General features: G+C 72.5%; 20 protein-coding genes and 1 pseudogene. 11 read left to right on the top strand and 10 right to left on the bottom strand.

Annotation, left to right across the window (positions count from 1 at the left end):
• Nucleotides 1-478 precede the first annotated feature (478 nt).
• Nucleotides 479-1,906, top strand: coding sequence for an alkaline phosphatase family protein (locus tag ACFY0K_RS04900; protein ID WP_390638616.1), 1,428 nt, complete (start codon nucleotides 479-481; stop codon nucleotides 1,904-1,906).
• Nucleotides 1,907-2,072: 166 nt separating this feature from the next.
• Here the strand turns inward: ACFY0K_RS04900 and ACFY0K_RS04895 are convergent, their stop codons facing one another.
• Nucleotides 2,073-3,980 (bottom strand): FHA domain-containing protein, encoded by a 1,908-nt coding sequence (locus ACFY0K_RS04895; protein WP_390638615.1) that lies wholly within the window; start codon nucleotides 3,978-3,980, stop codon nucleotides 2,073-2,075.
• 288 nt (nucleotides 3,981-4,268) lie between these two features.
• Here ACFY0K_RS04895 and ACFY0K_RS04890 point away from each other — a divergent pair, with 288 nt between their 5' ends.
• Entirely contained in the window at nucleotides 4,269-4,499 is a 231-nt protein-coding gene (locus ACFY0K_RS04890; RefSeq protein ID WP_390638614.1) for a hypothetical protein, read from the top strand.
• Between the two features lie 64 nt (nucleotides 4,500-4,563).
• Here ACFY0K_RS04890 and ACFY0K_RS04885 read toward each other — a convergent pair whose 3' ends face one another.
• On the bottom strand, nucleotides 4,564-6,177 hold the full coding sequence (locus ACFY0K_RS04885) for a purple acid phosphatase family protein (RefSeq protein WP_390638613.1): 1,614 nt from the start codon (nucleotides 6,175-6,177) through the stop codon (nucleotides 4,564-4,566).
• Nucleotides 6,178-6,432: 255 nt separating this feature from the next.
• Between ACFY0K_RS04885 and ACFY0K_RS04880 the strand changes: the two genes are divergently transcribed.
• Nucleotides 6,433-7,329: an RNA polymerase sigma-70 factor gene (locus ACFY0K_RS04880; protein WP_390638612.1), complete on the top strand. Its 897-nt coding sequence runs from the start codon at nucleotides 6,433-6,435 to the stop codon at nucleotides 7,327-7,329.
• 101 nt (nucleotides 7,330-7,430) lie between these two features.
• On the top strand, nucleotides 7,431-8,177 hold the full coding sequence (locus ACFY0K_RS04875) for an SDR family oxidoreductase (RefSeq protein WP_382731981.1): 747 nt from the start codon (nucleotides 7,431-7,433) through the stop codon (nucleotides 8,175-8,177).
• Nucleotides 8,178-8,235: 58 nt separating this feature from the next.
• Here the strand turns inward: ACFY0K_RS04875 and ACFY0K_RS04870 are convergent, their stop codons facing one another.
• Nucleotides 8,236-8,577, bottom strand: coding sequence for a hypothetical protein (locus ACFY0K_RS04870; protein WP_390638611.1), 342 nt, complete (start codon nucleotides 8,575-8,577; stop codon nucleotides 8,236-8,238).
• 738 nt (nucleotides 8,578-9,315) lie between these two features.
• Here ACFY0K_RS04870 and ACFY0K_RS04865 point away from each other — a divergent pair.
• Nucleotides 9,316-9,468: pseudogene (locus tag ACFY0K_RS04865) on the top strand (LuxR C-terminal-related transcriptional regulator); the annotation flags it as partial.
• A 342-nt stretch (nucleotides 9,469-9,810) separates the two neighbouring features.
• Here ACFY0K_RS04865 and ACFY0K_RS04860 read toward each other — a convergent pair.
• The 6 genes from ACFY0K_RS04860 to ACFY0K_RS04835 all read right to left on the bottom strand — a co-directional run bounded on the left by ACFY0K_RS04860 (nucleotide 9,811) and on the right by ACFY0K_RS04835 (nucleotide 17,868).
• Nucleotides 9,811-12,201: a glycoside hydrolase family 65 protein gene (locus ACFY0K_RS04860; protein ID WP_390638610.1), complete on the bottom strand. Its 2,391-nt coding sequence runs from the start codon at nucleotides 12,199-12,201 to the stop codon at nucleotides 9,811-9,813.
• 55 nt (nucleotides 12,202-12,256) lie between these two features.
• Nucleotides 12,257-13,129: a universal stress protein gene (locus ACFY0K_RS04855; protein WP_390638609.1), complete on the bottom strand. Its 873-nt coding sequence runs from the start codon at nucleotides 13,127-13,129 to the stop codon at nucleotides 12,257-12,259.
• A gap of 837 nt (nucleotides 13,130-13,966) precedes the next feature.
• On the bottom strand, nucleotides 13,967-14,587 hold the full coding sequence (locus tag ACFY0K_RS04850; protein WP_390638608.1) for a hypothetical protein: 621 nt from the start codon (nucleotides 14,585-14,587) through the stop codon (nucleotides 13,967-13,969).
• A complete protein-coding gene (locus ACFY0K_RS04845) occupies nucleotides 14,584-15,327 on the bottom strand; it encodes a CBS domain-containing protein (RefSeq protein WP_390638607.1) in 744 nt (247 codons plus the stop codon). Before ACFY0K_RS04845 ends, ACFY0K_RS04850 begins: the two co-directional genes overlap by 4 nt.
• Nucleotides 15,328-16,075: 748 nt before the next feature.
• The gene (locus ACFY0K_RS04840; RefSeq protein ID WP_390638606.1) at nucleotides 16,076-16,777 is read right to left on the bottom strand and encodes a helix-turn-helix domain-containing protein; all 702 of its coding nucleotides are present in this window, start codon (nucleotides 16,775-16,777) and stop codon (nucleotides 16,076-16,078) included.
• 23 nt (nucleotides 16,778-16,800) lie between these two features.
• A complete protein-coding gene (locus tag ACFY0K_RS04835) occupies nucleotides 16,801-17,868 on the bottom strand; it encodes a zinc-dependent alcohol dehydrogenase family protein (protein ID WP_390638849.1) in 1,068 nt (355 codons plus the stop codon).
• Between the two features lie 133 nt (nucleotides 17,869-18,001).
• Here ACFY0K_RS04835 and ACFY0K_RS04830 point away from each other — a divergent pair, with 133 nt between their 5' ends.
• Complete coding sequence (locus tag ACFY0K_RS04830; protein ID WP_390638605.1) at nucleotides 18,002-18,178, top strand: hypothetical protein; 177 nt, start codon at nucleotides 18,002-18,004, stop codon at nucleotides 18,176-18,178.
• 73 nt (nucleotides 18,179-18,251) lie between these two features.
• Here the strand turns inward: ACFY0K_RS04830 and ACFY0K_RS04825 are convergent, their stop codons facing one another.
• Entirely contained in the window at nucleotides 18,252-19,157 is a 906-nt protein-coding gene (locus ACFY0K_RS04825; protein WP_390638604.1) for a universal stress protein, read from the bottom strand.
• 420 nt (nucleotides 19,158-19,577) lie between these two features.
• Between ACFY0K_RS04825 and ACFY0K_RS04820 the strand changes: the two genes are divergently transcribed.
• The 5 genes from ACFY0K_RS04820 to ACFY0K_RS04800 all read left to right on the top strand — a co-directional run bounded on the left by ACFY0K_RS04820 (nucleotide 19,578) and on the right by ACFY0K_RS04800 (nucleotide 22,923).
• Nucleotides 19,578-20,459 carry a universal stress protein gene (locus tag ACFY0K_RS04820; protein WP_390638603.1) on the top strand — a complete coding sequence of 294 codons (882 nt, stop codon included), beginning with the start codon at nucleotides 19,578-19,580 and terminating at the stop codon, nucleotides 20,457-20,459.
• 30 nt (nucleotides 20,460-20,489) lie between these two features.
• Complete coding sequence (locus ACFY0K_RS04815; protein WP_390638601.1) at nucleotides 20,490-21,479, top strand: Acg family FMN-binding oxidoreductase; 990 nt, start codon at nucleotides 20,490-20,492, stop codon at nucleotides 21,477-21,479.
• Between the two features lie 66 nt (nucleotides 21,480-21,545).
• Nucleotides 21,546-22,004 carry a cyclic nucleotide-binding/CBS domain-containing protein gene (locus tag ACFY0K_RS04810; protein WP_390638600.1) on the top strand — a complete coding sequence of 153 codons (459 nt, stop codon included), beginning with the start codon at nucleotides 21,546-21,548 and terminating at the stop codon, nucleotides 22,002-22,004.
• A 73-nt stretch (nucleotides 22,005-22,077) separates the two neighbouring features.
• Nucleotides 22,078-22,329, top strand: coding sequence for an ATP-binding protein (locus ACFY0K_RS04805; protein WP_390638599.1), 252 nt, complete (start codon nucleotides 22,078-22,080; stop codon nucleotides 22,327-22,329).
• Nucleotides 22,330-22,473: 144 nt separating this feature from the next.
• Entirely contained in the window at nucleotides 22,474-22,923 is a 450-nt protein-coding gene (locus ACFY0K_RS04800; RefSeq protein ID WP_351959777.1) for a pyridoxamine 5'-phosphate oxidase family protein, read from the top strand.
• Nucleotides 22,924-22,939: the final 16 nt, after the last annotated feature.

Below are 22,939 nucleotides of genomic sequence, written 5' to 3'. Positions count from 1 at the left end.
CCCACTCACTCGTCTCGCTCTGCGGCCTCTTCAGGCCCACTGTCCGTCAGACTGCTGCAGTACGGGTTCCAGTTCCCCAGGGGACGTAAAACATGGATCAAGAATTGGCGGCCGGCGACCGGCGCGGCCCGGCCGGCACGGTACGGGGAGATGCACGGCAGCAAATCAGGAGTGCCGGCACCCGTCACGGGATCCGTCGTCATGGGCCGCGCCCCCGCCGCGGTACGCGCGGCCCGGACGCGCACGATTCATGTAGCGCCCATCGTTCTATAACGTCCGGCAACACCCGCACGTCCATCGGGTGTCGGACGTAACGAGCCGGCACATTCCCTCCGCGCGTCGGCCCGGAGCTCACCAGCCGCACCTGACGCACCGCACCGGCCGGGGCCCGCAGTGAACGACGGCCCGTCCTCGTGGCCGGGCCTGCCGTCACTCCCGCAAAGGCCTTCCTTCCGGAGGGCCCGAGAAAGGAGCAGTCATGGCCGAACTGACCCGTCGCAGACTTCTGGGCTCCGCCGCCGGCGCGATCGGCGGCGCCGCGGCCCTGTCCCTCCTGCCGCCCAGCGTCCGGAAGGCCGTCGCCGCCGAACCGCCGAAGAACGGCTCCCTGCGCGACATCGAGCACGTCGTCATGCTGATACAGGAGAACCGGTCCTTCGACCACTACTTCGGCACCCTCTCCGGCGTCCGCGGCTTCGCCGACCCGCACGCGCTGAAGCTGGACGACGGGCGGTCCGTCTTCTACCAGCCCGACGCCGTCAACCCCAAGGGCTACCTGCTGCCCTTCCACCTCGACACGCACAGGTCGAGCGCCCAGGCCATCCCCTCCACGAGCCACGCCTGGTCCGTGCAGCACCAAGCCTGGAACAACGGCAGGATGGACCAGTGGCTGCCCTCCCACCGCAAGGCCGACGGCGTCAACGGCCCCTACGTGATGGGCTACTACACCCGCAAGGACATCCCCTTCCAGTTCGCCCTCGCGGAGACCTTCACCATCTGCGACCACTACTTCTGCTCGGTGCTCGGCCCGACCTGGCCCAACCGCCTGATGTGGATGACCGGCTCGATCGACCCGGGCGGCACGCGCGGCGGCCCGGTCATCAGCAACGCGGCGCCCACGGCGTACCGCTGGACCACGTACGCCGAGCGCCTCCAGGCCGCCGGGGTCAGCTGGAAGGTGTACCAGGAGGAGGACGACTACGGCACCAACGTGCTGGAGCAGTTCGCGTCCTTCAGGAACGCGCGGCCCGGCTCCGACCTCTACGAGCGGGGGGTGCGGCCGCAGGCGCACGGCACGTTCGAGGACGACGCGCGGGGCGACCGGCTCCCGACGGTGTCGTGGATCTGCCCGACGAGTTACCAGTCGGAGCACCCGGACTACCTGCCGGCCGCGGGTGCCGACTACGTGGCCTCGAAGATCGAGGCCATCGCGTCGAACCCGAAGGTGTGGCGGAAGACCGCCTTCATCCTCAACTACGACGAGAACGACGGCCTGTTCGACCACGTGGCGCCGCCGACCCCGCCGGCGGGCACGAAGGACGAGTTCATCCAGGGGCTGCCGATCGGCGGCGGGTTCCGGGTCCCGGCCGTCATCGTCTCGCCCTGGACGGTGGGCGGCTGGGTGGCCTCGGAGGCCTTCGACCACACGTCGGCGCTGCAGTTCCTGGAGCGGTTCACCGGCGTCGAGGAGCCGAACGTCAGCGACTGGCGTCGGTCGACCTTCGGCGACCTGACCACCGCGTTCCGCTTCCGCGACGCCCGTCCGCGCGCACCCCGGCTCTCCGGCGACACCGCCGAGCAGCTGGCGAAGGCGCAGGAGGAAGTGGCCACGCTGCCCAAGCCGACCCTGCCGGGCGCCGACCAGTCCTTCCCCCGCCAGGAGAAGGGCCACCGCCCGCACACCTGACCGCCCGCACACCTCACGGCCCGCACACCTGACCGCCTGCGGACGACGGTCCTTTGCACGACGGCCCGCCACCCGACGGCCCGCCGCACGACGACAGGGCCGAGGGCCGACCGCCCCGCCCGCCGGTACGAACGGTCCGGCGGGCAGGGTGCCGGGGTCGGGGGCGCTACGCCTGGGCGGCCGGTTCCAGTGCCTCCACGGCCGCGGCGGCCGCGGACGAGTCCTGGCCGTAGAAGATGTCGATGTCGACCTCCTCACCGCCCATCGTCAGCGTGTCCCAGGCGCCGCTGAGGACGAGCATGCGCAGCGTGGCGGGCTGCAGGGTGCGCAGGCGTTCCAGGATCGCCTCGTCGTCCGGCATGCCGGGCAGGCGGAGGGCCAGCCGGTCTCGGATGGCCTGCATGCGCTCCAGCAGCGTCTTGGTGTCGGCCTCGCGGTCGGGCTCCTCGGGGATCCCGTCGATACCGTGGCCGATGATGTCCTTGATCGCCCAGGTGACGCCGCGGTCGTCGGTGGTGACCATCGCCTTCCAGGCCCGGCTCTTGTGCCGGTACTGCAGCATCGACATCGCCGCCTCGTGCCGGAGGAAGTCCGCGTCCCGGAACGGCCTGCCGTTCCATGCCCCGTTGAGGGACCGGGCCAGCGAGATCGCGGAGGCGAGTCCGCTGTTGAGGCCGCGGCCCGGCCAGAAGTGGATCGCGTTGGCCGCGTCGCCGAGCAGGAAGCCGTACGTGCCCGGCGAGGTGCTGGTGGGCGGCAGCAGCTCGGCGGAGAACCGGGGGCGTTGCACCATGTCCAGGCGGAAGCTGGTGACCGCCGAGAGGTCGTCGGCCTCGACGCCGAACAGCAGCAGCCCCTCCTGCACCCGCCGCCACAGGGCCGAGCCCTTGACCAGGGCGGGCAGGAACAGCGTGCCGTGCGTCGAGCACTGGAAGTCGCCGTACTCGTCGCGGTCCATCAGGCACGGCCGGGAGGCGATGCACTCCTCGAAGACCCGGCGGACCGGGTCCAGGCCGATCACCTCGGCGGCCTCGGCGTCGGTCAGCCGCATGTTGAGGAAGCCCTCGCCGCGCAGCGAGTTGAGCAGGAAGCGGTTCTGGGCGACGGTGAGCAGCACCGCCATGGGGTCGGTGAGGCCGGACTTCACGCGCAGGCCGAGGACGACGTCCTGGAGGTGACGGCCGTCGAGGGAGTAGATCGACTCGTCGGCCTTGCCGAACCGGGCGGCGAAGTGCTCCCGGGTGCGCGACCGGCCGCCGTCGCAGATCGCGAGCACGTGCTGGGAGGCGAGCGCCTCCTGCTGCTCCGCCGGGTCGAACCGGGCGGGTACGAGGCGTATCCGGTCCCGCTTCTCGTTGGCCAGCTCCAGCAGGCGGTCCTCGATGTAGGCGATGCGCATGTTGCGCGGGCTGTGGTCGCCGACCGAGTCCGGGCCGGAGGGCCACATCTCCGTGTAGTGCTCCGGGTCGAAGAGGCGGGCCTGTACCTCCTCGGGCCACGCGAGGTACTGGCGGCTCTGCACGGTCACCACCTGCTGGCGCCGTACGTTGCCCTCGTCCTGGCTCTTCCAGACGACGCCGCGGCCCTGCTTGCGCCACCTGCCGTCGTAGACGGTGATCTTCACCTGGGGCCCGAGGAAGTGTTCCAGGAGCAGGGCGAGGGACAGCCCGACGGGGCCGCCGCCGGCGACGGTGACCTGGAGTACGGGTCCCTGTTCGCTCTTCTGCCCGGCATGTGTGACGGACCGGGGCAGGGAGAGCGCCATCAGCGTCTCCATGGCGTCCGCCACCTCGAAGCGGAACTCCTGGTCGCCCAGGGTGATCTCGTCGCCGGGCTGCAGCAGCCGGGACTCCACTTCCTCCCCGTTGACCAGTGTGCCGTTGCTGCTCTCCAGGTCACGCAGCACGTAACCCTTGTCCTCGTCGAAGACGATCTCCGCGTGGAAGCGGGAGACGCTGAGGCTGGAGATGACGACGGTGTTCTCCGAATTGCGCCCAAAGGTGACGCGGGTGTCCAGGACCGGGATGCGCTCCCCCGCCAGCAGACCTTCGAGTCCGACCAGCACCGGTGCCACGGCACTTCCTTCCAGGAGTGATTGACCTCGACATCACTGCGGCACCGCCAGACTGCCACGCACGTCCACGCCGGGCGGCAGTCAACCGGCGGAACAGCGACACGTTGACATGTTGTCGAACCGTGAGATCGATCGAGTGCGACGGCGCCACGGTTCTCCTGACGGCGTCCGGCTTTCCTCACCAATTCGCCCCCATCCGGGAGCTTATCCTTGCGCCGCCAAGCAGTTCCAGTGGGCGCCACGCTGCGATGTCGCCTCGGCGCGGCGGGAGTTCGCCGTTTTCGGCCAGTGGTCCCGGCAGGCGCCCGGCCAGACCGGCGAGGGCGCCGCACAGTCCGGTGCCGTCCCGCCAGGGGCACCCTCTCGGGCGCCACGGTCGAGCTGCACACCGAGGTCGGCGAGACCGTCGACCTCCCCCCGGCCGGCACCGGCGAGGCCACGGTCCGGTACGAGCTGTCCCAGCCGGCCGAGGCCGCGACGACCACCTCGCTGACCACCGGCTTCGCGAGCATCGGCTGACGCCGGATATCCGGGTGCGGGCCGGGCTGTTGCCGCCCGGCCCGCTCTCCGGCCGGCAGCGGGATCAGCCGGCGTGGCCGTCGGAGCGCTTGCGGTGCAGGCTGAAGGTCTCGAAGACCGACAGGTCGCCGTTCGGCTTGTTCACGTTGTAGTAGGTGACGTGCATCCGGGTGGTGTCACCGGGGTGCCGGCCGGGGTCGACGGTGAAGGCGGCGAAGCCGTAGGGGTGTTCGACGTCCCGGACGCCCACCCACACGGCCTTCTCCTGGACGTAGGTGGAGGTGCGCTTGCCGTTGGAACCGGCGGTCGCCGAGACGGCGGTGATCACCTTGCCGGTGCCGTCGTTGAAGAACTTCTGGTTCGTGGTGCCCGAGACACCGCCGCCGCCGAGGATCATGTGCACGGTGCCGAGGTCGGCATCGATGTCGTCGGTGGCCCGGGAGACCGGGTTGGGCGTCAGCGTCTCGCTGCCGTTCACCACGCCGCGCACGGCCAGCGAACGCTCGTAGTTGTGCTCGTGACCGCAGAGCACCAGGTCGACGCCGTACCGGTCGAACAGCGGGCCGTACTTCTCGCGCAGGCCGAGGTCGGCGCCGTTGGCGTCGGAGGAGCTGACCATGACCTGGTGCATGGCCACGACCACCCAGTCGACGTCCTTCGAGGAGCGCGCCGCCTTCAGCTCCTTCTCCAGGAAGGCGAGCTGGCGGCCGCCGGAGTAGCCGCTGATGTAGATGTCGCCGCCGTCCTGGAGGCAGTTGTCGTCGTTCTGCAGCACGATGACCCGCACCGAACCGGCCGTGAACGCGTACCACAGACCGGCGAGTTCGGCGTCGGTCTCGGTGGAGGGCAGCGAGAAGTACGTCTGGTAGGCGCCGAGGCCGAGCGGGCCGTTGGCCTTCTCGATCTCGTGGTTGCCGGCCGCCGGCATCCAGGGACGGAAGCGCGCCGAACGGGTGTTGTTGGTGAAGAAGTTGTTCCAGGTGCGCACCCGGTCGACGTCCAGGTTGGCGTAGCAGAGGTCGCCGTTGAGGAGGTGGAACAGCGGGGCGACCTGTTCGATGCCGGTGACGATGTCCTTCGTCGCGGGCGTGGAGTTGGCGTCCAGGCCGACGGATCCGTCGGCGGCCCAGGTGACCTGCGGGGCGGACTGGTCGCCGAAGCTGGTGAAGGTGACCGGCCGGCGGCCCTGCGGAGCCGTACGGAACGTGCCGCTGTCCGGGGTCGCCCCCTCGTGCGTGGCGAGGTAGAGGTAGTCCGTGTCCGGGGTCAGCCCCTTCAGCAGGGCGTGGTGGACGTAGACGGTGCGGTTCGAGGTGCCGTCGACGTAGGTGACGGTCCGGGCCTTCTTGCTGGAGCCGAAGCCGTGCTCCAGGGTGCCGTAGCGCACGACGGGCTTGGTCACCGGACGGTCCGTGATCCACGACACCGTCATCTGGGTGCGCGGGTCCGCCCCGAAGGTCAGGTGCAGGCCCTGGACGGGGGGCGCGCCGGAGGAGTCCGCGGTGAGATGGAAGGCCGGAGCGGCGAGCGGCGCGGCCTGGGCCGTGCCCGCCCCGAGGAGGCCGGTGGCGGCCGCACCCGCCCCCGCGGTCCCCAGCAGGCCCAGCGCATGCCGGCGGCTGAGCCCCTCCGGGCCCTCCGCCGGTCTGTCCTGTGCGGACTCTGTGTGTGTGGTCATGACGCCCTCCCGACGAGCAGCTGAGCAGACAACGACCGCACCCTTGCCCAGCCCAACTGCTGTCACATGAACACCACATGACCACCTGGCCATCACATGTCAGGCATCTGGCCGGCAGGACCGGCTCCTGGCCGTGCCTTTACCGGCCGCCGCCCTGCCCTTGACCTCCGGGGGTTCCGACACCCCGGCCCCTGCCGTGCGCCGGCCGGGGCCGGACCGGCTTGTAGCATGCTGGTCCGACCCTGGAGGACATGGATGCGCGCCGGTGACCACGCCGACTCCCTGGACCGGGCGACGAAGGAGTTCGTCGCGGCGCGTCCGCAGCTCTTCGGCATCGCCTACCGCGTGATCGGCAGCGCGGTGGAGGCCGAGGACATCGTCCAGGAGGCATGGGTGCGGTGGCAGAACACCGACCGTACCGATGTGCACGAGCCGGCCGCCTTCCTGGCCACGGTGACCACCCGGCTGGCGATCAACTTCACGCAGTCGGCCCGGGTGCGCCGGGAGTCGTACATCGGGCCCTGGCTGCCCGAGCCCGTCGACACGCGGCAGGATCCGCAGCTGGGCGCCGAGCGCGCGGAGGCACTCGACATGGCGGTGCTCTTCCTGCTGGAGAAACTGAACCCGGTCGAGCGGGCCGCGTACGTGCTGCGGGAGGCGTTCGACTACACCTACCGGCGGATCGCGGACATCGTGGAGACCAGCGAGGCCAACGCCCGCCAGCTGGTCAGCCGGGCCCGCAAGCGGCTGGCGGCGGAGCGCAGGGAACCGGTCGGCTCCGCCGAGCACCGGCGCTTCCTCGAGGTGTTCCTCGCCGCCGCGCAGAACGGCGACCTGTCGGTCCTGGAGGAGGTCCTCACCGAGGACGTGGTCAGCTACGCCGACGGGGGCGGCATCCGCGGGGCATCGAAGATCCCGGTGTCCGGGCTGCCGCACGTCTCCCGGTACCTGGTCGCCTTCGCCCCGCGGTTCTGGCCGCAGGCCCAGGTGCGGTGGGTCGAGGCCAACGGCAGGCCGGCCGTCCTGGTCTCGGCCTCGGGAACCGCGGTGGCGCTGCTGTCCGCCGACGTGTCGGCGCGCGGCATCGAACGTCTCCTGTGGGTGATGAACCCCGCGAAGCTGGCTCCCTACGTGGCGTCGCTGCAGGGATGACATACCCGCTCCCCGGGTTTCCGGAGCGCGTGTCACACCTGAGGGGGCTGCCCGGTCTCTTCTGTCGGAAGCAGCAGAAGGATCGCGAAAGGATTCCCGTCATGAAGGTCGTGGTCATCGGTGGCACCGGGCTCATCGGCTCGAAGCTGGTCCGCAGGCTCGGCGAGCAGGGGCACGAGGCGGTCGCCGCCGCACCGAGCACCGGCGTCGACACCCTCACAGGCGAGGGCCTGGCCGAGGCCCTCAAGGGCGCCTCGGTCGTGGTCGACGTGTCCAACTCCCCCTCGTTCGAGGACCGGGCCGTCATGGACTTCTTCCGTGCCTCCACGGCCAACCTCCTCGAGGCGGAGGCCGAGGCCGGGGTGCGGCATCATGTGGCGCTGTCCGTGGTGGGCACCGACCGGCTGCAGGGCAGCGGGTACTTCCGTGCCAAGCAGGCCCAGGAGGAGCTGATCCAGGCGTCCGGCATCCCCTACACCGTCGTCCACGCGACCCAGTTCTTCGAGTTCGCGAAGGGGCTCGCCGACGGGGTCACCGAGGGCGACACCGTGCGGCTGCCCGCCGGCCGCATCCAGCCCATGGTCTCCGACGACGTGGCCGCGGCCGTGGCCCGCGCCGCGACCGGCGCCCCGGTGAACGGCGTGGTGGAGACCGGCGGCCCGGAGAGCTTCGAACTGGAGGAGTTCATCCGGATGGGGCTCGCCGCCCAGGACGACCCCCGCAAGATCGTCACGGACCCGCAGGCCACGTACTGGGGTGCCGAGCTGCAGGAGGACACGCTCCTGCCGGGCCCGGCCGCGGACCTCGGCGAGGTCACGTTCGCCGACTGGCTGGCCGGACAGGAGTAGGGCCGGCTCCACAGGGGTCCGGCGCGGCCGCCGGGCCCCTGCCCGGCGTTTCCCCGGTCTACGACGCGCCGACCAGCACCACGGTGACGCACACCGCCATCGCCGCGGTGACCAGGAGCATCGCGGTCAGCGTGCCGCGCAGCCATCGTCCGAAGCGGGCTTGGTGCCGCTGTTCCACCGCGCTGACGCTGGCGGCGATGTGCTCCGTCACCATGTGGGCCACGTAGGCCTGTTCCTGGAGGTACCAGCGCTCGATGTCCGCCTTCTGCTCCCGGGTCAGCCCCGGCTCCCGGGCGACGAACGCCGAGACGCGCCGGCGTGCCGCCCGCAGGTGGGCCTGCTGGTACAGGAAGTCCTGGATGTCGGTCAGGCCGCGGGCGGCCTCCTCGCTCGTGTCCATGGTGTGCTCCACAGGTGAGGCGGCGGCTGTCCGGCCGGTCGCGGTGTACGCGCATCGGCGCCGGGAGGGAGAGCTGCGCGCACGAACGTAACGAGCCGGGACTGGTCGGGGCCGGCGGTCTCGCGAACGCCGTAGAGCGGGAGCAAGCGGTGCGAACATCCAGCGTGACAACTTCCGCACGCGCCCGCAAGGGTGTCGGCACCGCACGGTCGCGGCGTCCGTCCACGTCGCCGCGTCCGCGCCCGGCACGGGTGAGCCGGTGAACTCCCCCGTCCCCGGCCCGCCGCCCCATGCCCGCCGGAAGCCGTATGCCCGGCGGCGGTGTCCCGGCGCAGGGTACGGGCGTAGGCAAGGAGACGTGCATCGACGGTGCCGGCCACGCGCCGGCGAGGACGTCGCCGGCCTGCTCGAACAGGTGGCGCGCGACAGGGTGCGGCGCGGTGACGCGGGCGGTGCCGTCGCCGCGCTGCTGCGTGCCGCGGAGCTGAGCCCGCGCGGCTACGAACGCAGCCGGCGGATCGCCGAGGCGGCGTGTATCTCGGTGCGGATCCGACCGGTGACCTGCGGGACGTGCCGAGGCTGCTCGAAGAGGCCCGCAGGGCCGGCGGCGGGCGGGCCGGGCCGCTGGTCGCCGCCGTCGCGGCGGCCCCTCACACCCTGCTCAGCGGCGAAGGCGACCTCGGCACCGCCCACCGGCTGCTCGTGGGCGCCGACGGGATGCAGCACCGGCCGTACGACGCGGCCGACACCGCCACGCTGGAGGCGCTGGGCGAACGGCTCTTCCTGTCTCCGCGTACCGTCTCCGCCCACCTCCACCAGCCCTTCCCCAAGCTGGGCGTGGCCTCCCGCGCCGCGCTGCGCGGCGCCCTGGGCGACGCCGACGAGGCCTGACCGACCCTCTCCACTCGGGTCGGGACCAAAGGCGGTGGGTCCTCGGCTTCGCAAGCGTGACAGCCGCCCTCATCCGTGTCCGACGCCTTGCCGCTGACCGGCAGCCTGCCCGGTCAGATCCAAGGCCCAGCGCACTCGGAACGTCCCGGATCCAGGCGGCACGGTCCGGCTCCGCAGCGGCGAAGCACGACTTCACCCTCCACCAGCGCCGGCCATCACGAGGTGATGCTGCCACCCCGCACGCACCCAGGGCACCTGGCAGGCGACTGGACCGACCGCGGCACGTCAAGCGGACAGAGCGCCTTCATACCCGAACCAGCGCGAGCCGGAGGGCCAATGTGGTCATGACGGTTTCGAGACGCCGTCCGGGAGCACCAGCCGGCAGGTGTCCCCCGGCGCCACGCGGACCGCGCGGTCCGGTAGCCGGATCTCGATCGGCGAACGGTCCGAGACGGGCACCACCATCTCCAGGTGTCCTCGCTCCAGGCGCAGTCGTACGCCCCAGTGTCCCCGGTAGCGGAGGGACACCGTGTACGACGACAGCTCCGGCAGCGGCACCGGGTCGAGCCAGAGCGCTCCGTCCCGGGTCTCCAGGCCGGTGAGCCCGCGCTGGACGAGGTCGAGGGTGCCCGCCATCGCGCCGAGGTGGATCCCCTCTCCGGTGGTGCCGCCCTGAACGTCGGCGATGTCGCCCCGCAGTGCCTCCTGGACGAACCTCCACGCGCCTGCGCGGCGTACGCGCGCCAGCACCCAGCCGTGGACCAGGCCGCTGAGGGTGGAACCGTGGCTGGTGCGGCGGAGGTAGTGGTCGACGGTGCGCGCCCAGATCCCGTCGTCCACTTGGTAGCCCAACCGCTCGAAGAGTGACCTGAGTTCGGCCGGTGAGAAGAGGTAGCCGAGCATCAGGACGTCGGCCTGCTTGGACGCCTTGTACCGGTTGACGGTGTCGCCCTCCGCCTCCAGGATCCGGTCGAGGCGGCGGATGTCGCCGTACCGTTCGCGGTAGCCGTCCCAGTCGAGTTCGGCGAGGTCGCCGTAGCCCTCGAACTGGCTGATGACGCCGTCGTGGAAGGGCACGTGGAGGGTGTGGGACACGTCCTCCCAGTGTGCGAGCTCGCGGCCGTCGAAGCCGATGCGGCCGGCGAGTTCACGGCGACGCGGCTCGGGCAGCCTGCGCAGCATCTCCAGGGCGCGGGTGAGGACCCAGGCGGCGGTGACGTTGGTGTAGGCGTTGTCGTCGAGGCCGGGTTGCGAGGCGTCCGGGTAGGCGTCGTGGTACTCGTCGGGGCCCATCACGCCCAGGATGCGGTGCCGGCCGAGCCGGTCGTCCCAGGTGGCCGAGTCGGCCCAGAAGCGGGCGATCTGCAGGAGCGTCTCGGCGCCCTCCGTGTCCCGGAAGGCGGTGTCGCCGCTGGCCTCGCAGTACTGCCACACGTTGTACGCCACCGCCGAGCCGACGTGCCACTGGAGCCGCGAGTGGTCCGGGAGCCAGTGCCCCGAGCGGGGGTTGAGGTGCAGCTCCTGGGACTCCTCGCGGCCGTCGCTGCCGCTCTGCCAGGGATACAGCGCACCGTGCCGGCCCAGCGCACGCGCGGCCGCGCAGGCCTGGTCCAGCCGCCGGTACCGGTAGCGGAGCAGGGCGCGGGAGACCTCCGGCACGTGCAGGTTGAGGAAGGGCAGCACGAAGAGCTCGTCCCAGAAGACGTGCCCCCGGTACGCCTCCCCGTGCAGCCCGCGGGCCGGCACCCCCACGTCCAGGTCCGCGGTGTGCGGGGAGAGGGTCTGCAGCACGTGGTAGAGGTGCAGCCGCAGAATCCGTCCGGCCCGGCCCGGAACGTCCAGCTCGGCCCGCCGCCACAGGTGTTCCCACGCCGTCCGGTGCGAGCCGAGGAGAGCGTCGAAGCCGGGCGCGGCTGCGACACGGTCGACTGCGGCCCGCAGCGGGTCGCCGATCGCGGGGTCGCGCGAGGTGTGGACGGCCGCTGTCTTGTCGACGACGAGGGTGCGCCCGGGGGCGAGCCGGAGCAGGAGGCGCTGTACGGCTCGCAGCGGCTCGGGCGTCGCCTCGGCGATCCGCACGTCGGCCACCAGCCGGGCCGCCGTGCCGATCCGGATGCCGGAGGTGCTGGTACGGCAGCGCAGCCACACCGTGTCCGGGGCGGCGACCCCGCCTTGCACGTGGGTCAGATGGCAGCCGTCGAGGTCGCGGTAGCGTGGCACCCCGGCGTTGGTGACACGCCCGTCGAGGGCGGCCTCGACCTCCAGTTCCCCGGCGTATCCCTCGGCGGTGAACTCGGTGCGCAGGGCGGCCAGATGCGGGTCGGCCATGTGGACGACGCGCTGCTGACGGACGTAGAGGACTCCGCCGTCGCCGAGGCCGAAGCGCGTCCGGCGCTCCAGGAGACCGGTGGCGAGGTGCAGGACCTGCCGGTGGTCGAGGACCGTGGCGGTGTCCGGGGTGAGCCAGTCGCCGCCGGGGAGACGGAACCGGAGCGGCAGCCAGTTCGGGAGGTTGACCATGTCCTCGTTCTCGACCCGGTGCCCTGCCACGTCCGAGGCGAGCCGGTTGTAGCAGCCCGCCGCGTAGGTCCCCGGGTAGTGCACGTCGTCGGCGGTGCACTCGGGCAGGGCGCCGCGGGTGGCGAAACAGCCGTTGCCCAGCGTGCACAGCGACTCCCGCAGTCGCTCGTCGGCGGGCAGGTAACCGTCGTACTCCCACGTCCAGCCGCTCACTTCGGCTCCCTCCGTGCGGGGCGCCCGCCTCGGCGTGTGTGGACAGGTGCAACGATCACTCCGTCTGCGGTACCACCGCCACCGGGCACTTCGCCTGGTGGAGCAGTGCGTGGGCCACCCGGCCGAGTTGCAGACCGACGTGTCCGTGCCGGCGCCTCGCGCCCACGACGACGAGGTCGGCGGCGGCCGAGCGGTCCACGAGGATCCGGTGGGCCGGTCCCTCGGCCGTCACGCGGCGGACCTCGACCTTCGGATGCGCGGCCATGGCTTCGCCGAGCAGTGCGTCCAGCAGCGCCGACGCCTCTCCCTCGTGCTGTCGGGCGACCTCCCCGAGCGCCACCTGGTTGCCGACCTCGTGGGCGGGGCAACGCCAGGCGCGGACGGCGTACAGGACGCAGGCGCGGGCCTCGGCCTCACGGAAGGCGAAGCGGACGGCCTCGTTCGCGGTGACGGGCTCCCCCGCGCCCAGCAGGATCCGCTCGTGGCCGCCGGCCAGGCCGGTCCTGTCGCCCCGCACCACGATCACCGGGCAGTGTGCCTTGGCCGCAACGGCCAGGCCGACCGACCCGAGCAGGAGCCCGGTCAGCTCACCGCGGCCGCGGGACCCGGTGACCAGGGCATGTGCACTGTCGCCCTCGCGCAGGAGGGCGTACACCGCGTCGTCGGGGAGGATGTCCACGGTGACCTTCACGTCCGGGCAGCGCTGTGCGGCGCGCTCGGCGGCGGAGGCGACGATGTGTTCGGCCAGCACGCGTTCCGAGGGGCGTTCCGTGCCCTCCGACGGCACTCCGGCCTCGTAGCGCTCCCATCGGGAGGCGTACACCAGCCGCAGCGGTATGTCGTGGTGGACGGCCTCGTCCACCGCCCAGTCGACCGCGAGCGAGCTTCCGTCCGATCCGTCGACGCCTACGACAAGGGGACGTGTCATCGTCCCCACCGCCTTTCGTCGGACTGCCACGTCGTGCGGCAGGGGGCTCCGATGTCACCCTGCCACCTTCCGGCGACGGGGCGGAGGGGCCACTCGGCCCGTTCGTGTGCCCGGTCAGCCCCGCCGGGGTGGCGCGGCCCGCCGGACGTCGGGGCCGGGCCCACCGGAGGGGAGGGCTCCCGGTACGACCCGCCGCAAGGTCGAGCGGCTGCCCGTCGTCAACGACGAGAGCCTGCTCGAAGGCGACGTCAGCCGCTCCGACCTGCTGAAGGTCTTCCTGCGCGGCGACGAGGAGGTACGGCACGAGGTCGTCGACCGCCTGTGGCCGAGCGGCCGGCACGCGCTGTCGAGGGCGTGGTCGACGTCCACTGCTGTCTGGTCCCGGCGTCCGCGCGGAACGACCCCGGACGAGGGGTCCCGGGCACACGGGACCGTCGCCGCGTCAGGCCCGTGGGCGGAAGGACGCAGCAGTGTGCGCGGCCGGTGGGCACCGGCCGCGCACACTGATGTGGGATCGGCTCCCTCCCCCCTGAGGGGCGGCCGGTCCGCACCGGAATGGTCCCGGTTCCCGTCTTCTCCTCCGGGACCGGGACCTGGACGTTCAGCACGCCGTCCGTGTACTCCGCGGCCGCCTCGTCGCCGTTCCCTTCCGGCGGGCACCCGGACGGAGCGGGTGAAGGCGCCGTAGCGGAACTCGGTACGGTGCTTCTCGTCGGTCTCGAACGGGGAAGCCGTGCTTGTTCCTTTCGGATTGTCATCTCCAGCCTGGCGCACGGGCGTTGGAACACCCGTGGGCCGACCGGCCCTGTCCTGGCTCCGGTCGGCCCTCTCCTGAGGTCATCCCTTGCCGCCGCTGAAGTTTCGCCACTGAGGGCCGATCCGTTGCCATTCCGCGTCCCATTCCGCGAGGCGGCGGCGCATCAGGCGGCTGCGGACGGCCCAGCCGGCGCCCCACACCGCGGTGGCGGCGAGCGGTGCCACGAGGACGGCGGCCGCGACGGAGTCGAGGGTGGTCTCGCTCCGGCCCGTCGGTGGAGCGGCCACCCGTTCACCGCGATCCACCCAGACCGCCAGCCGGCTGCCGGCGGTGGCTGTCGGGACCGCCTTGGCCAGGCCGGTGTGCACGGAGCCGTCCGCGGCCGTCCAGCGCACCGTGACCCACACCTTCCCCGCGTCGTAACCAGCCACGACGGGCGAGCCTCCCCCAGCGGGGGTACCCCCAGCCCCGTTCTCGGTCAGCTCGGCGGACACCACGTGGAGGGCGGCACGCCGCTCGGCGAACGCGTGGTCCACGGTCGCGCCGGCCCACCATCCGGCGAGCAGCCCGCCGACGAGGGTCACAGTCCAGACGGCGAGTACGACCCAGGCCTCCACCATGTCGCTGTGGCGCCGCAGCGGGTTGCGCCGCAAGCGCCAGAACGGTCCGCCGGCCAGGCGTCCGGGACTCGTGCCGGTCATGGTCCGCCGCCTCCTTCCGGGGCCCGGGACGTGCGACTCCGGCCGGGCGGGACGTGACCGGCGTCGGGAAGGTCGGGGTCGAGGACCGGGCGGCTGGGCGGACCGGCGAGCGCGCAGTCCACGGCGACCACTCCGTCGACGCCCCGTACCCACCCGGCGGCCACCGGGACCAGCGCGGTGTCCGGGACCCGGCCGGTGAGGGTGACGACACCGTCGCGTACCCGCACGCACACCGGCTCGGCCGAGTCGGGGAAGAGGTGCGGGAGGATCTCGCGCCGGATCTCCTCGGCGATGTCCTCGTCGTCCCGCAGGAACACCTTCAGCAGGTCGGCACGGCTGACGACCCCCTGCAGCAGTCCGTCCGCGTCGACCACCGGAAGCCGCTTGACGCCGTGCCGGGCCATCGTGCGCGCGGCCTCGGGCAACGGGGCCTCGGGGCGGACGGTGACGGCAGGAGTGGTCATCAGTGCCGCAGCCGTGACCAACGCCGCCTCGGCGACGGCGGACCCGGGCCGGACCTGGGCGTAACCGACCTCGCTTCCGGTGCGGGCCTCCTCCTTGCGCAGCAGGTCTGCCTCCGAGACCACGCCGACGACACGTCCGCCGGCGTCCAGAACGGGGGCCGCGCTCACCTGCCACTGCTGCAGGGCCTTCACGATCTCCTTGAAGGCGGCGCCGTCGCGCAGCGCGAGGACGGTGCGGGTCATCACATCGCTCACGACGTGTGGAGTGCCGGTCATGGCGACCTCCAGGTCTCGGCAGCCGTGGTCCGACACTCCCAGGATCGGCCTTCCGCCATCGGAAGGCATGAGCCGAACGGTCCCCTTCCAGGTCCCGGCCCTCCCGATCCGGGGTCTGCGGAGACAGGTTCCGCCGGCTGCTACGCCTCCCCTGCGACCAGCCCCTCCTTCTGCGGAGGGTGACCTGTTCGTCCTCGGTCCCCGGACCGCTTCGGCCGTGCACCACGCGCAGCTCTGTCGCCCGTCGGGCTGCCGCGGCGGCATCGGGCAGGTGCTCGTCATCGGCACCGGGTCCCGCGCGGACGAGGATGACCGGCCGCGAGCTGGTCCGTGTCAGCCCACAGGCCACGACGGCGCTGGTGCAGCCGGGCCGCGGTCTCCCGTAGCAGTGCCGTGGAGTGGCCGGCTCCCGCGGGAGGGCAGCGGATCGCCCGCGAACGGCACGTAGTCGTGCGGCTGTTGTTCGCCGACGTGCAGCAGTCGCAGGGGAGCGTCCGACGTCGGGGATTCACGCGCGGCCCAGTCGGCTGCGGCGAGGCTTTCCGGGGAGCCGTCCGGGCCCAGGTCCCTCGTTGTTGGCCTACAGGGCCCTGGCGCCGTCGGTGACGAAGGCTCAGGAGAGTGGCTCCACGCCGTACATGGCTGCTCCGCCGGCCCGGGCGCAGTCGGCAGGCAGCACCGGGGCAGCGGGTCCCTTGTGCACCGGCAGTCTCGTCCGTCCACCGTTTCGCCCTGCGTGGGTGCGTGGCTATTCCGGTGCCCGGCCCGGCCCGGATGCGGCCGTGATACGGCGCCCGGTCACGGAGCGGGGCTCGATCCGCACCCACAGGTCACGATCGCCGCCCGCCCACGGGGTGCTGTAGGCGGAGAAAGTGAGCCGGCGCACCTCCTCCGCCTTGCTCACGCGGCTCGCGGGTCCGCGTACCAGGACGCTCCAGCCCTCACCGAAGGCGTCGTCGATGCGGTCGACCTCGAAGGCCACCTGACGGCCCGGGGCCAGGGAGGGTGTGGTTTCGTCCGCGGTCCTGAAGACGATCGTGCCGTCGACGACGCTGTAGTTGACCGGGAGGATGACCGGGCCCGAGGCGGTGTCGACGCCGAGGCGTCCGACGCCGTGCGAGCCGAGCAGCGCCCTGCACTCGGCCGGGCTCAGTTCGGTGAACGCGGGGCGGTATCCCGCCCGGCCGGGTCCGGGCGCGGTGTCCAGGTCGCCTCCGGTGAGGTGCGACACGGTGGTGTGCAGGACGTCGGCGAGCCTGAGCAGGGCGCCCGTGCCAGGTGCGGCCTCGGGATGTTCCTCCAGGTACCGCAGATAGCCGGCCGCGATGCCGGATCGTTCGGCCGTCTGCTCGCGGGTGAGGCCGAGTTCCTTGCGGCGGGCCGCCACGCGGCGCCCCAGGTCTCCCAGCGCTGGTCCTTCTGCCGTGAACGGCCGTAGCTGTTCGGCCATGACGGGTCACGTCCTCTCGTCGGTCAGGTCCCGCGGACGGCGAGCTCGTGCTGCTCCCCGCCGAGCACGACCTTGAGCGCGCCGGTGTCGGCGGCGCCGGCGAAGACGTCGTACGCCTCGGCCATGTGGTCCAGCGGGAAGGTGTGGGTGACCAGTTGTGCGGTGGGCAGCCGGCCTGCGGCGGCCATCCGCAGCAGGGTGGGGGTGGAGTGGGTGTCCACCAGGCCCGTCGTGATGGTCACGTTCTTGCGCCACAGGTCTTCGAGGTGCAGCGTGGCCTGCTTGCCGTGCACGCCGATGTTGGCGACGCGACCGCCGGGCCGGACCATGCGGGTGCACAGCTCGAAGGTCTCCGGTACGCCCACGGCTTCCATGACGACGTCGGCGCCGAGTCCGTCGGTGAGGTCGGCGATCAGTTGCTCCGGGGCCTCCCTGGCGTCCGCCACGGCGTCGGCGCCCAGGCGCCTGGCCGCTTCCAGCCGGGCAGCGGCCAGGTCCACGGCGACGATCCGCTCGGGGGAGAACAACCGTGCCGTGGTGATCGCCGCGAGGCCGATGGGGCCCGCGCCGACCACGGCGACGGTGTCGCCGGGGTGCACCCGGCCGTTCAGCACGCCGACCTCGTAGGAGGTCGGGAAGATGTCCGCGAAGAGCACGGCGTCCTTGCTGTCGACCGTGCTGGGCAGCGCGTGGACGGACAGGTCCGCGAAGGGGACCCGGACGTATTCGGCCTGGGTGCCGTCGATCAGGTGGCCAAGGATCCAGCCTCCGCCGCCGCGGCACTGACCGTACATCCCCTCCCGGCAGTAGGAGCAGCGCCCGCAGGAGCTGATGCAGGAGACCAGCGCGCGGTCTCCCGGCCGTACGGTCCCGACGTCACTGCCGACCTCGACGATCTCGCCGACGGCCTCGTGGCCGAGGACCGTGCCGGGCTGTACCTCGGGGACGTCGCCCTTCAGGATGTGCAGGTCCGTCCCGCAGATCGTGACGGCGTCCACGCGCACGACGGCGTCGGAGGGTTCCTTGATGGCGGGGTCGGGAGCCTCTTCCCAGGCGGACTGCCCGGGGCCGTGGAAGACGAAGGCCTTCATGGGTTCGCTCACCGTCCTCGGTCCGCTGCGGGGCACGGGGCCGGCGGACGCCGGCGGCGGGTGTCGGCCGGACGTCGCTACATCACCGGAATTGCCCCGCACATCCAGGCTGTCCTGTCCCGGACGGGTCCGCTTGGGCCGTCCGGCCCTCATCACCCGCCGGACGGCCGGCCTTCCCTCCGCGGCCCTGGACGACCTGACGTCCGGTGCGGAGCCCGGTCTGGTGCTCGACCTGAGCGCCGGCTCCGCCGAACGCTCGTGGACACCGTCCCGCAGGTCGTACCTGCTCCTACGGCCCGCCGGATGGTGAGGAGAACGCGTGACGCCCCGGTCACGTGCTCCGGAAACGATGCCTCCCGACAGCCCGGTCCCGGGCCGCCGGATCAGTGGTGCGCCACGACGGCGACGGGTGCGCCCGTGTGATGCAGGACGGCATGGGTGACGTGACCGATGTGCGCGCCGAGGGAACCGGTACGGATGCGCCGGCCGACGACGGCCAGGGACGCGTCGCGGGCCGCGCCGACGACGACCTGCGCGGCGCTGCCGCAGCGGCTCGCCTCGATGACGTCGACGCCCGGGAACTTCTGCCGCCAGGGGCGCAGCGCCTCGGCCAATGCGGTCCGGTGGCTGCGTTCGAGGTCGCCCTGGAGTTCCGCGTCGCCGGGGAAGCGGTAGTAGGACGTGACCGTCTCCGGCCAGGCGGAAACCACCCGGAGGGGTGTCTCCCGGCGGGCCGCTGCATCGAAGGCGAACTCCAGCAGCGTGTCGTCCGGGTGATCGGCATCGAGGGCGAGCACCACCGGCCGGAACGGGGTGGCGGCGGACGGCACGCCCGCCGGATCCATCCTGTGCTCGTCCGCGGCCTGCTCGCCCTCACGCACCAGCACCACGGGTCGTGCGACCCGGGCCACGACGGCCAGGCTCACCGAGCCGACCACGAACCCGCCGACGCCGCCGAAACCCCGCGAGCCCAGTGCGAGCAGTTCGGCGGAGTCCGCCGCCTCGCAGAGGGCGTCGGGCACGGGACCCGTCAGCTGTTCGGTGAGCACCTCAAGACCGGGGTGCCGCAGACGAAGCCCCTCCGCGGCCTCGCCCGGGATCTGCCGCGTCCAGTGCTGACGGGTCTCGGGACCCACCAGCGGGGCCTGCGACACGAGTACGGGAGCGGGCTCCGCGACGTGCACGATCTTCAGCGGCAGGCCGCGCAGCAGGGCTTCGCGCGCCGCCCACTCGGCGGCGGCCCGGCTCTCGGGCGACCTGTCGAGACCTACGGTGACGGTTCGGGACATGATCCCCACCTCCGGGAGCGTTCCCTTCCAGCGTGACGGCACGTTCCCGGGAGGGTAAGGGCCGCCCGTCCCCCGGCAGGACCGACCGGCCCACCCGCGCGCCCCCTGCCGCGACGCCGACCGTCGGCGCATGCTGGAAGCAGTCAGTCCGTTCTGTCCCGGACCCTGCGGAGTCATCATGTACGGGGCCCCTCGTCCCATCGGCGACATCATGACCTCCTCGGTCGCCGTTCAAGTGAGGTGGTCGGCCTCGGCGACCGGCTCAAGGTCTTCGTGCGCGGGGACGACGACATCGCCGGGGAGATACGGCGTGACATCGCCCCGCTTCTCTTCCCGTCGCGGACTCGGACGTCTCCGTGCACGTGCTGCGTCTGACATCCCCGGCCCCCGCGGCCGGCGGCCCGGAGAGCGAAGGCCGTCATGACCCGGCCCGGTGATTCCCGGCCGATCGTGGTGGGCGTCGATCCGGACCCGGCTCACCGGATGGCACTGGCCTGGGCGGCGGACGAGGCCGCCCGGCGCCGGTTGCCGCTGCGCCCGGTCCCCGCCGAGGGCGTGCCGACCCGCGGCTACGGGAGAGGCCGGACACCGCCCTCCTGGGAGGAGTGGAACGAGGCGCTGCACAAGGCGGGTCGGCAGGTGCTGGACGAGGCCGCGGGGTTCGTCGCGGAGCACCGTCCGGGGCTCCCGGTGGACCCGCTGCTCGCGGAGGGCGACGCGGCCTGGGTGCTGCGGGAGCAGAGCCGTGACGCCACTGCCGTCGTGCTGGGCTCCCGGCATCTGAGCCGCGCCCAGGAGGTGTTCGGCTCCGCCTCGGTCGCCGTACCCCTCATGGCGCACGCCCGCTGCCCGGTGGTCGTCGTGCCCGAACCGGAACACGTCACCCAGGACCCTGCGTACTACGTCGTCGGCGTCGACGGCAGCCCGCAGTCGGCGGCCGCGGTGGATCTCGCGTTCGAGGAGGCCGCGCTGCGCGGTGCCGGTGTGCGTGCCCTCTTCGTCTGGGAGCCGGGGCCGCTGAGGATCTTCGACGAGTACGAACCGCAGCAGGAGGCCCGGCGGCTGCTCTCCGAGATCGTGGCCGGTCGCGGCGCCCGCTACCCGCAGGTGGACCTGCGGTACGAACTGGTCACCGGACACCCCGTACAGGTGCTCACCGACGCCTCCGCCCACGCGCTGGGTCTGGTGGTGGGCACCCGTGGCCGGGGCGGATTCACCGGCATGCTGCTCGGCTCGGTCAGCCAGGGGGCGCTGCACCACGCGCGGTGTCCGGTCATCGCCGTGCCGTCCGGGCCCATGTGATCCCCGCGGACGAGGCGAAGGGAAGCCACCATGACCGCAGAACCCGTCGACGCGCGCACCGTCGAGACACTGGTGGCGGACGCCGTCGCCGCGCCCTCGCAGCACAACGCACAGCCGTGGAGGTTCCGTTACCTGCGCGACATCGGTGTCCTGCGCCTGTACGCCGACCTGATGCGCACCCTGCCGCACACCGACCCGCAGCAACGTGGTCTGCACATGAGCTGCGGAGCCGCGCTGCTCAACCTACGGGTGGCCGCCGCCGCGGCGGCGCTGGCGCCGGTCGTGCGGCTGCTCCCGGAGCCGGGCTACCCGGACCTGCTCGCCGAGGTGCACCTGTGCGGCAGCAGTCCGCCGGACACCGCGCTGGCTCTGCTGCGCCCCGCGGTCGGCCGCCGTCACTCCAGCCGCCACCCGTTCCAGGACGAGGAGATTCCGGCGGCGATACGCGAGGGCTTGTGCGAGGCGGCCACCGCCGAAGGCGCGCAGCTGCTGTTCCCGGGCGGCTGGCACGTGCGGTCGGTCCTGGAACTGGTGCGGGAGGCCGAGGAGTGGGAGGTGCAGGACGCGGGAGTACGCGACGAGACCGCACGGTGGGCGCATGCGGAACCGCCGGGGGCACAAGCGCCGTCCGACGGCATCCCTGCCGGGGCGTTCGGCCCGGCATGCCGTCGTGGCGACGCTCCCGTGCGCGACTTCGCCGCCGGACGCCCGATGCCGGACCGTCCCCGGGCCTCGTTCGAGAGGACGCCGAACATCGCCCTGCTCGGCACGGCCGACGACGGTCCCGTGGACTGGCTGCGCGCCGGGCAGGCGCTGGAACGGGTCCTGTTGCGGGCCACCGCGGACGGGCTGGTCGCGTCCGTGACCTCCCAGCCGCTCGAATGGCCGGACCTGCGGTGGGCTGCCCGCGACCCGCTCTCCGCCATGGGCCACGTGCAGATGGTGCTCAGGCTCGGCCACGGCCCCGAAGGGCAGCCGAGCCCTCGGCGGCCACTGGACGACGTGCTCGACATCGTGTGAACCCTGCGCCCCGCCCCCGCTCGAACGCTCCGCACCACGAACGGACGACCGACGAGGAGTATCCGCATGAAGGTGTCCGAGGTGATGACCGCGCCTCCCGTGCACGTGGACCCCGGTGTCTGCCTGCGGGAGGTGACCGGGTGGATGACCGAGCGCGGCGTGGGTTCCGTCCTCGTCGTGAAGGACGGGGAGCTGCGCGGCATCGTGACCGACCGCGACCTCGCGCTGCGCGGCCTGGGCGGCGGCCTGGCGCCGGACTCGACCGTGGACGCGGTGATGTCGGCCGCGGTCGTCACCGTGGACGCCGACGACGATCTGCGGGCCGCCTACCGCGCCTTCGGCCGCGCCGGCGTGCGCCGGTTGCCGGTCCTCGACCGGGGCCGGCCCGTCGGGATGCTGACGATCGACGACCTCTTCCTTGACGTCTTCCGGCAGCTGGCCGACCTGCTCGGCCCCGTCGCATGGAGCGTGCTCCAGGAGCCGCCCGGACCGCCCCCGGCCGGCGGCGGTCCGCATGACGCCTGAACGGGGTCGATCGGGGACGACCGCGCTGCCGCCGGCGGGAAGCAGCCGCCCTGCAGCGCAGCCTGCCGCCCGGGTGGCGGACGCCCGCGCCCAGGTGCCGGCCCGGCTGGAGGCCTGGCACCTGCCGGACGCGGCGGTCAAGGCCGAGCCGGTGGTACGAGGTCTCCGGCGGCAGCGGCACCGCCCCGCGCCCGGCCGTACCTGTGACGAGGGCGGCCGCGGCCTGCTGCTCGTCGTCCAGCTCGCAAAACGCTGGGGAACACGTCACCACACCGGCGGCAAGACCATCTGGGCCGAGATCGAACCGGTCGTGGCAGACCTGTGACGGCACGAGGCCGGCGGCGACGTCAGCGGTGCCGCCCGCCGAGACCACCCGGCGTCCGCACAGGTCCATGAGTCCTCACGGGCCGGCCCGAGAAAGGGCCTGTCGGCCCTACAGCCACGCACTCGCCGGCGGGAGTATGGGCCAATGCTCGGGAACGACGGCTTTCGCACACTCGACCGCCAGGAGTGCCTGCGCCTGCTTGCCAAGGTGCCGGTCGGTCGCGTGGTCTACACCGAGCAGGCGCTGCCGGCGGTCCTCCCCGTCAACTTCTCCTTGGACGCGGATGCCTCGGTGTTGCTGTGCACTGCCGCGGGTTCGGACCTGGTCCGCGCGATCGGAGGTGTGGTGGTCGCCTTCGAGGCGGACGAGTTCGACGCGGAGAACCGGTCCGGCTGGAGCGTGGTCGTCACCGGACGCGCTGCCGTGGTGAGTGATCCCGGGGAGCACGCACGGCTGTCGCAGGCCGGTCCCCGCTCGTGGATGCCGAAACGGGACGGGGTGTTCGTCCGGATCGGGTCCGAGATGATCACCGGGCGCGAACTGGGTCGACCCGACCGTCCCGGGGCACCGCGGGAGCAGCGACCGGACGGCTGACGCCGGGCGGCCGGCG

The organism is Streptomyces sp. NPDC001507 (assembly GCF_042894765.1).
In the GTDB taxonomy this organism is placed as follows: Bacteria; Actinomycetota; Actinomycetes; order Streptomycetales; family Streptomycetaceae; genus Streptomyces.
The sequence above is the reverse complement of the archived record's forward strand: the minus strand, read 5'-3'. Positions and strand labels throughout refer to the sequence as shown.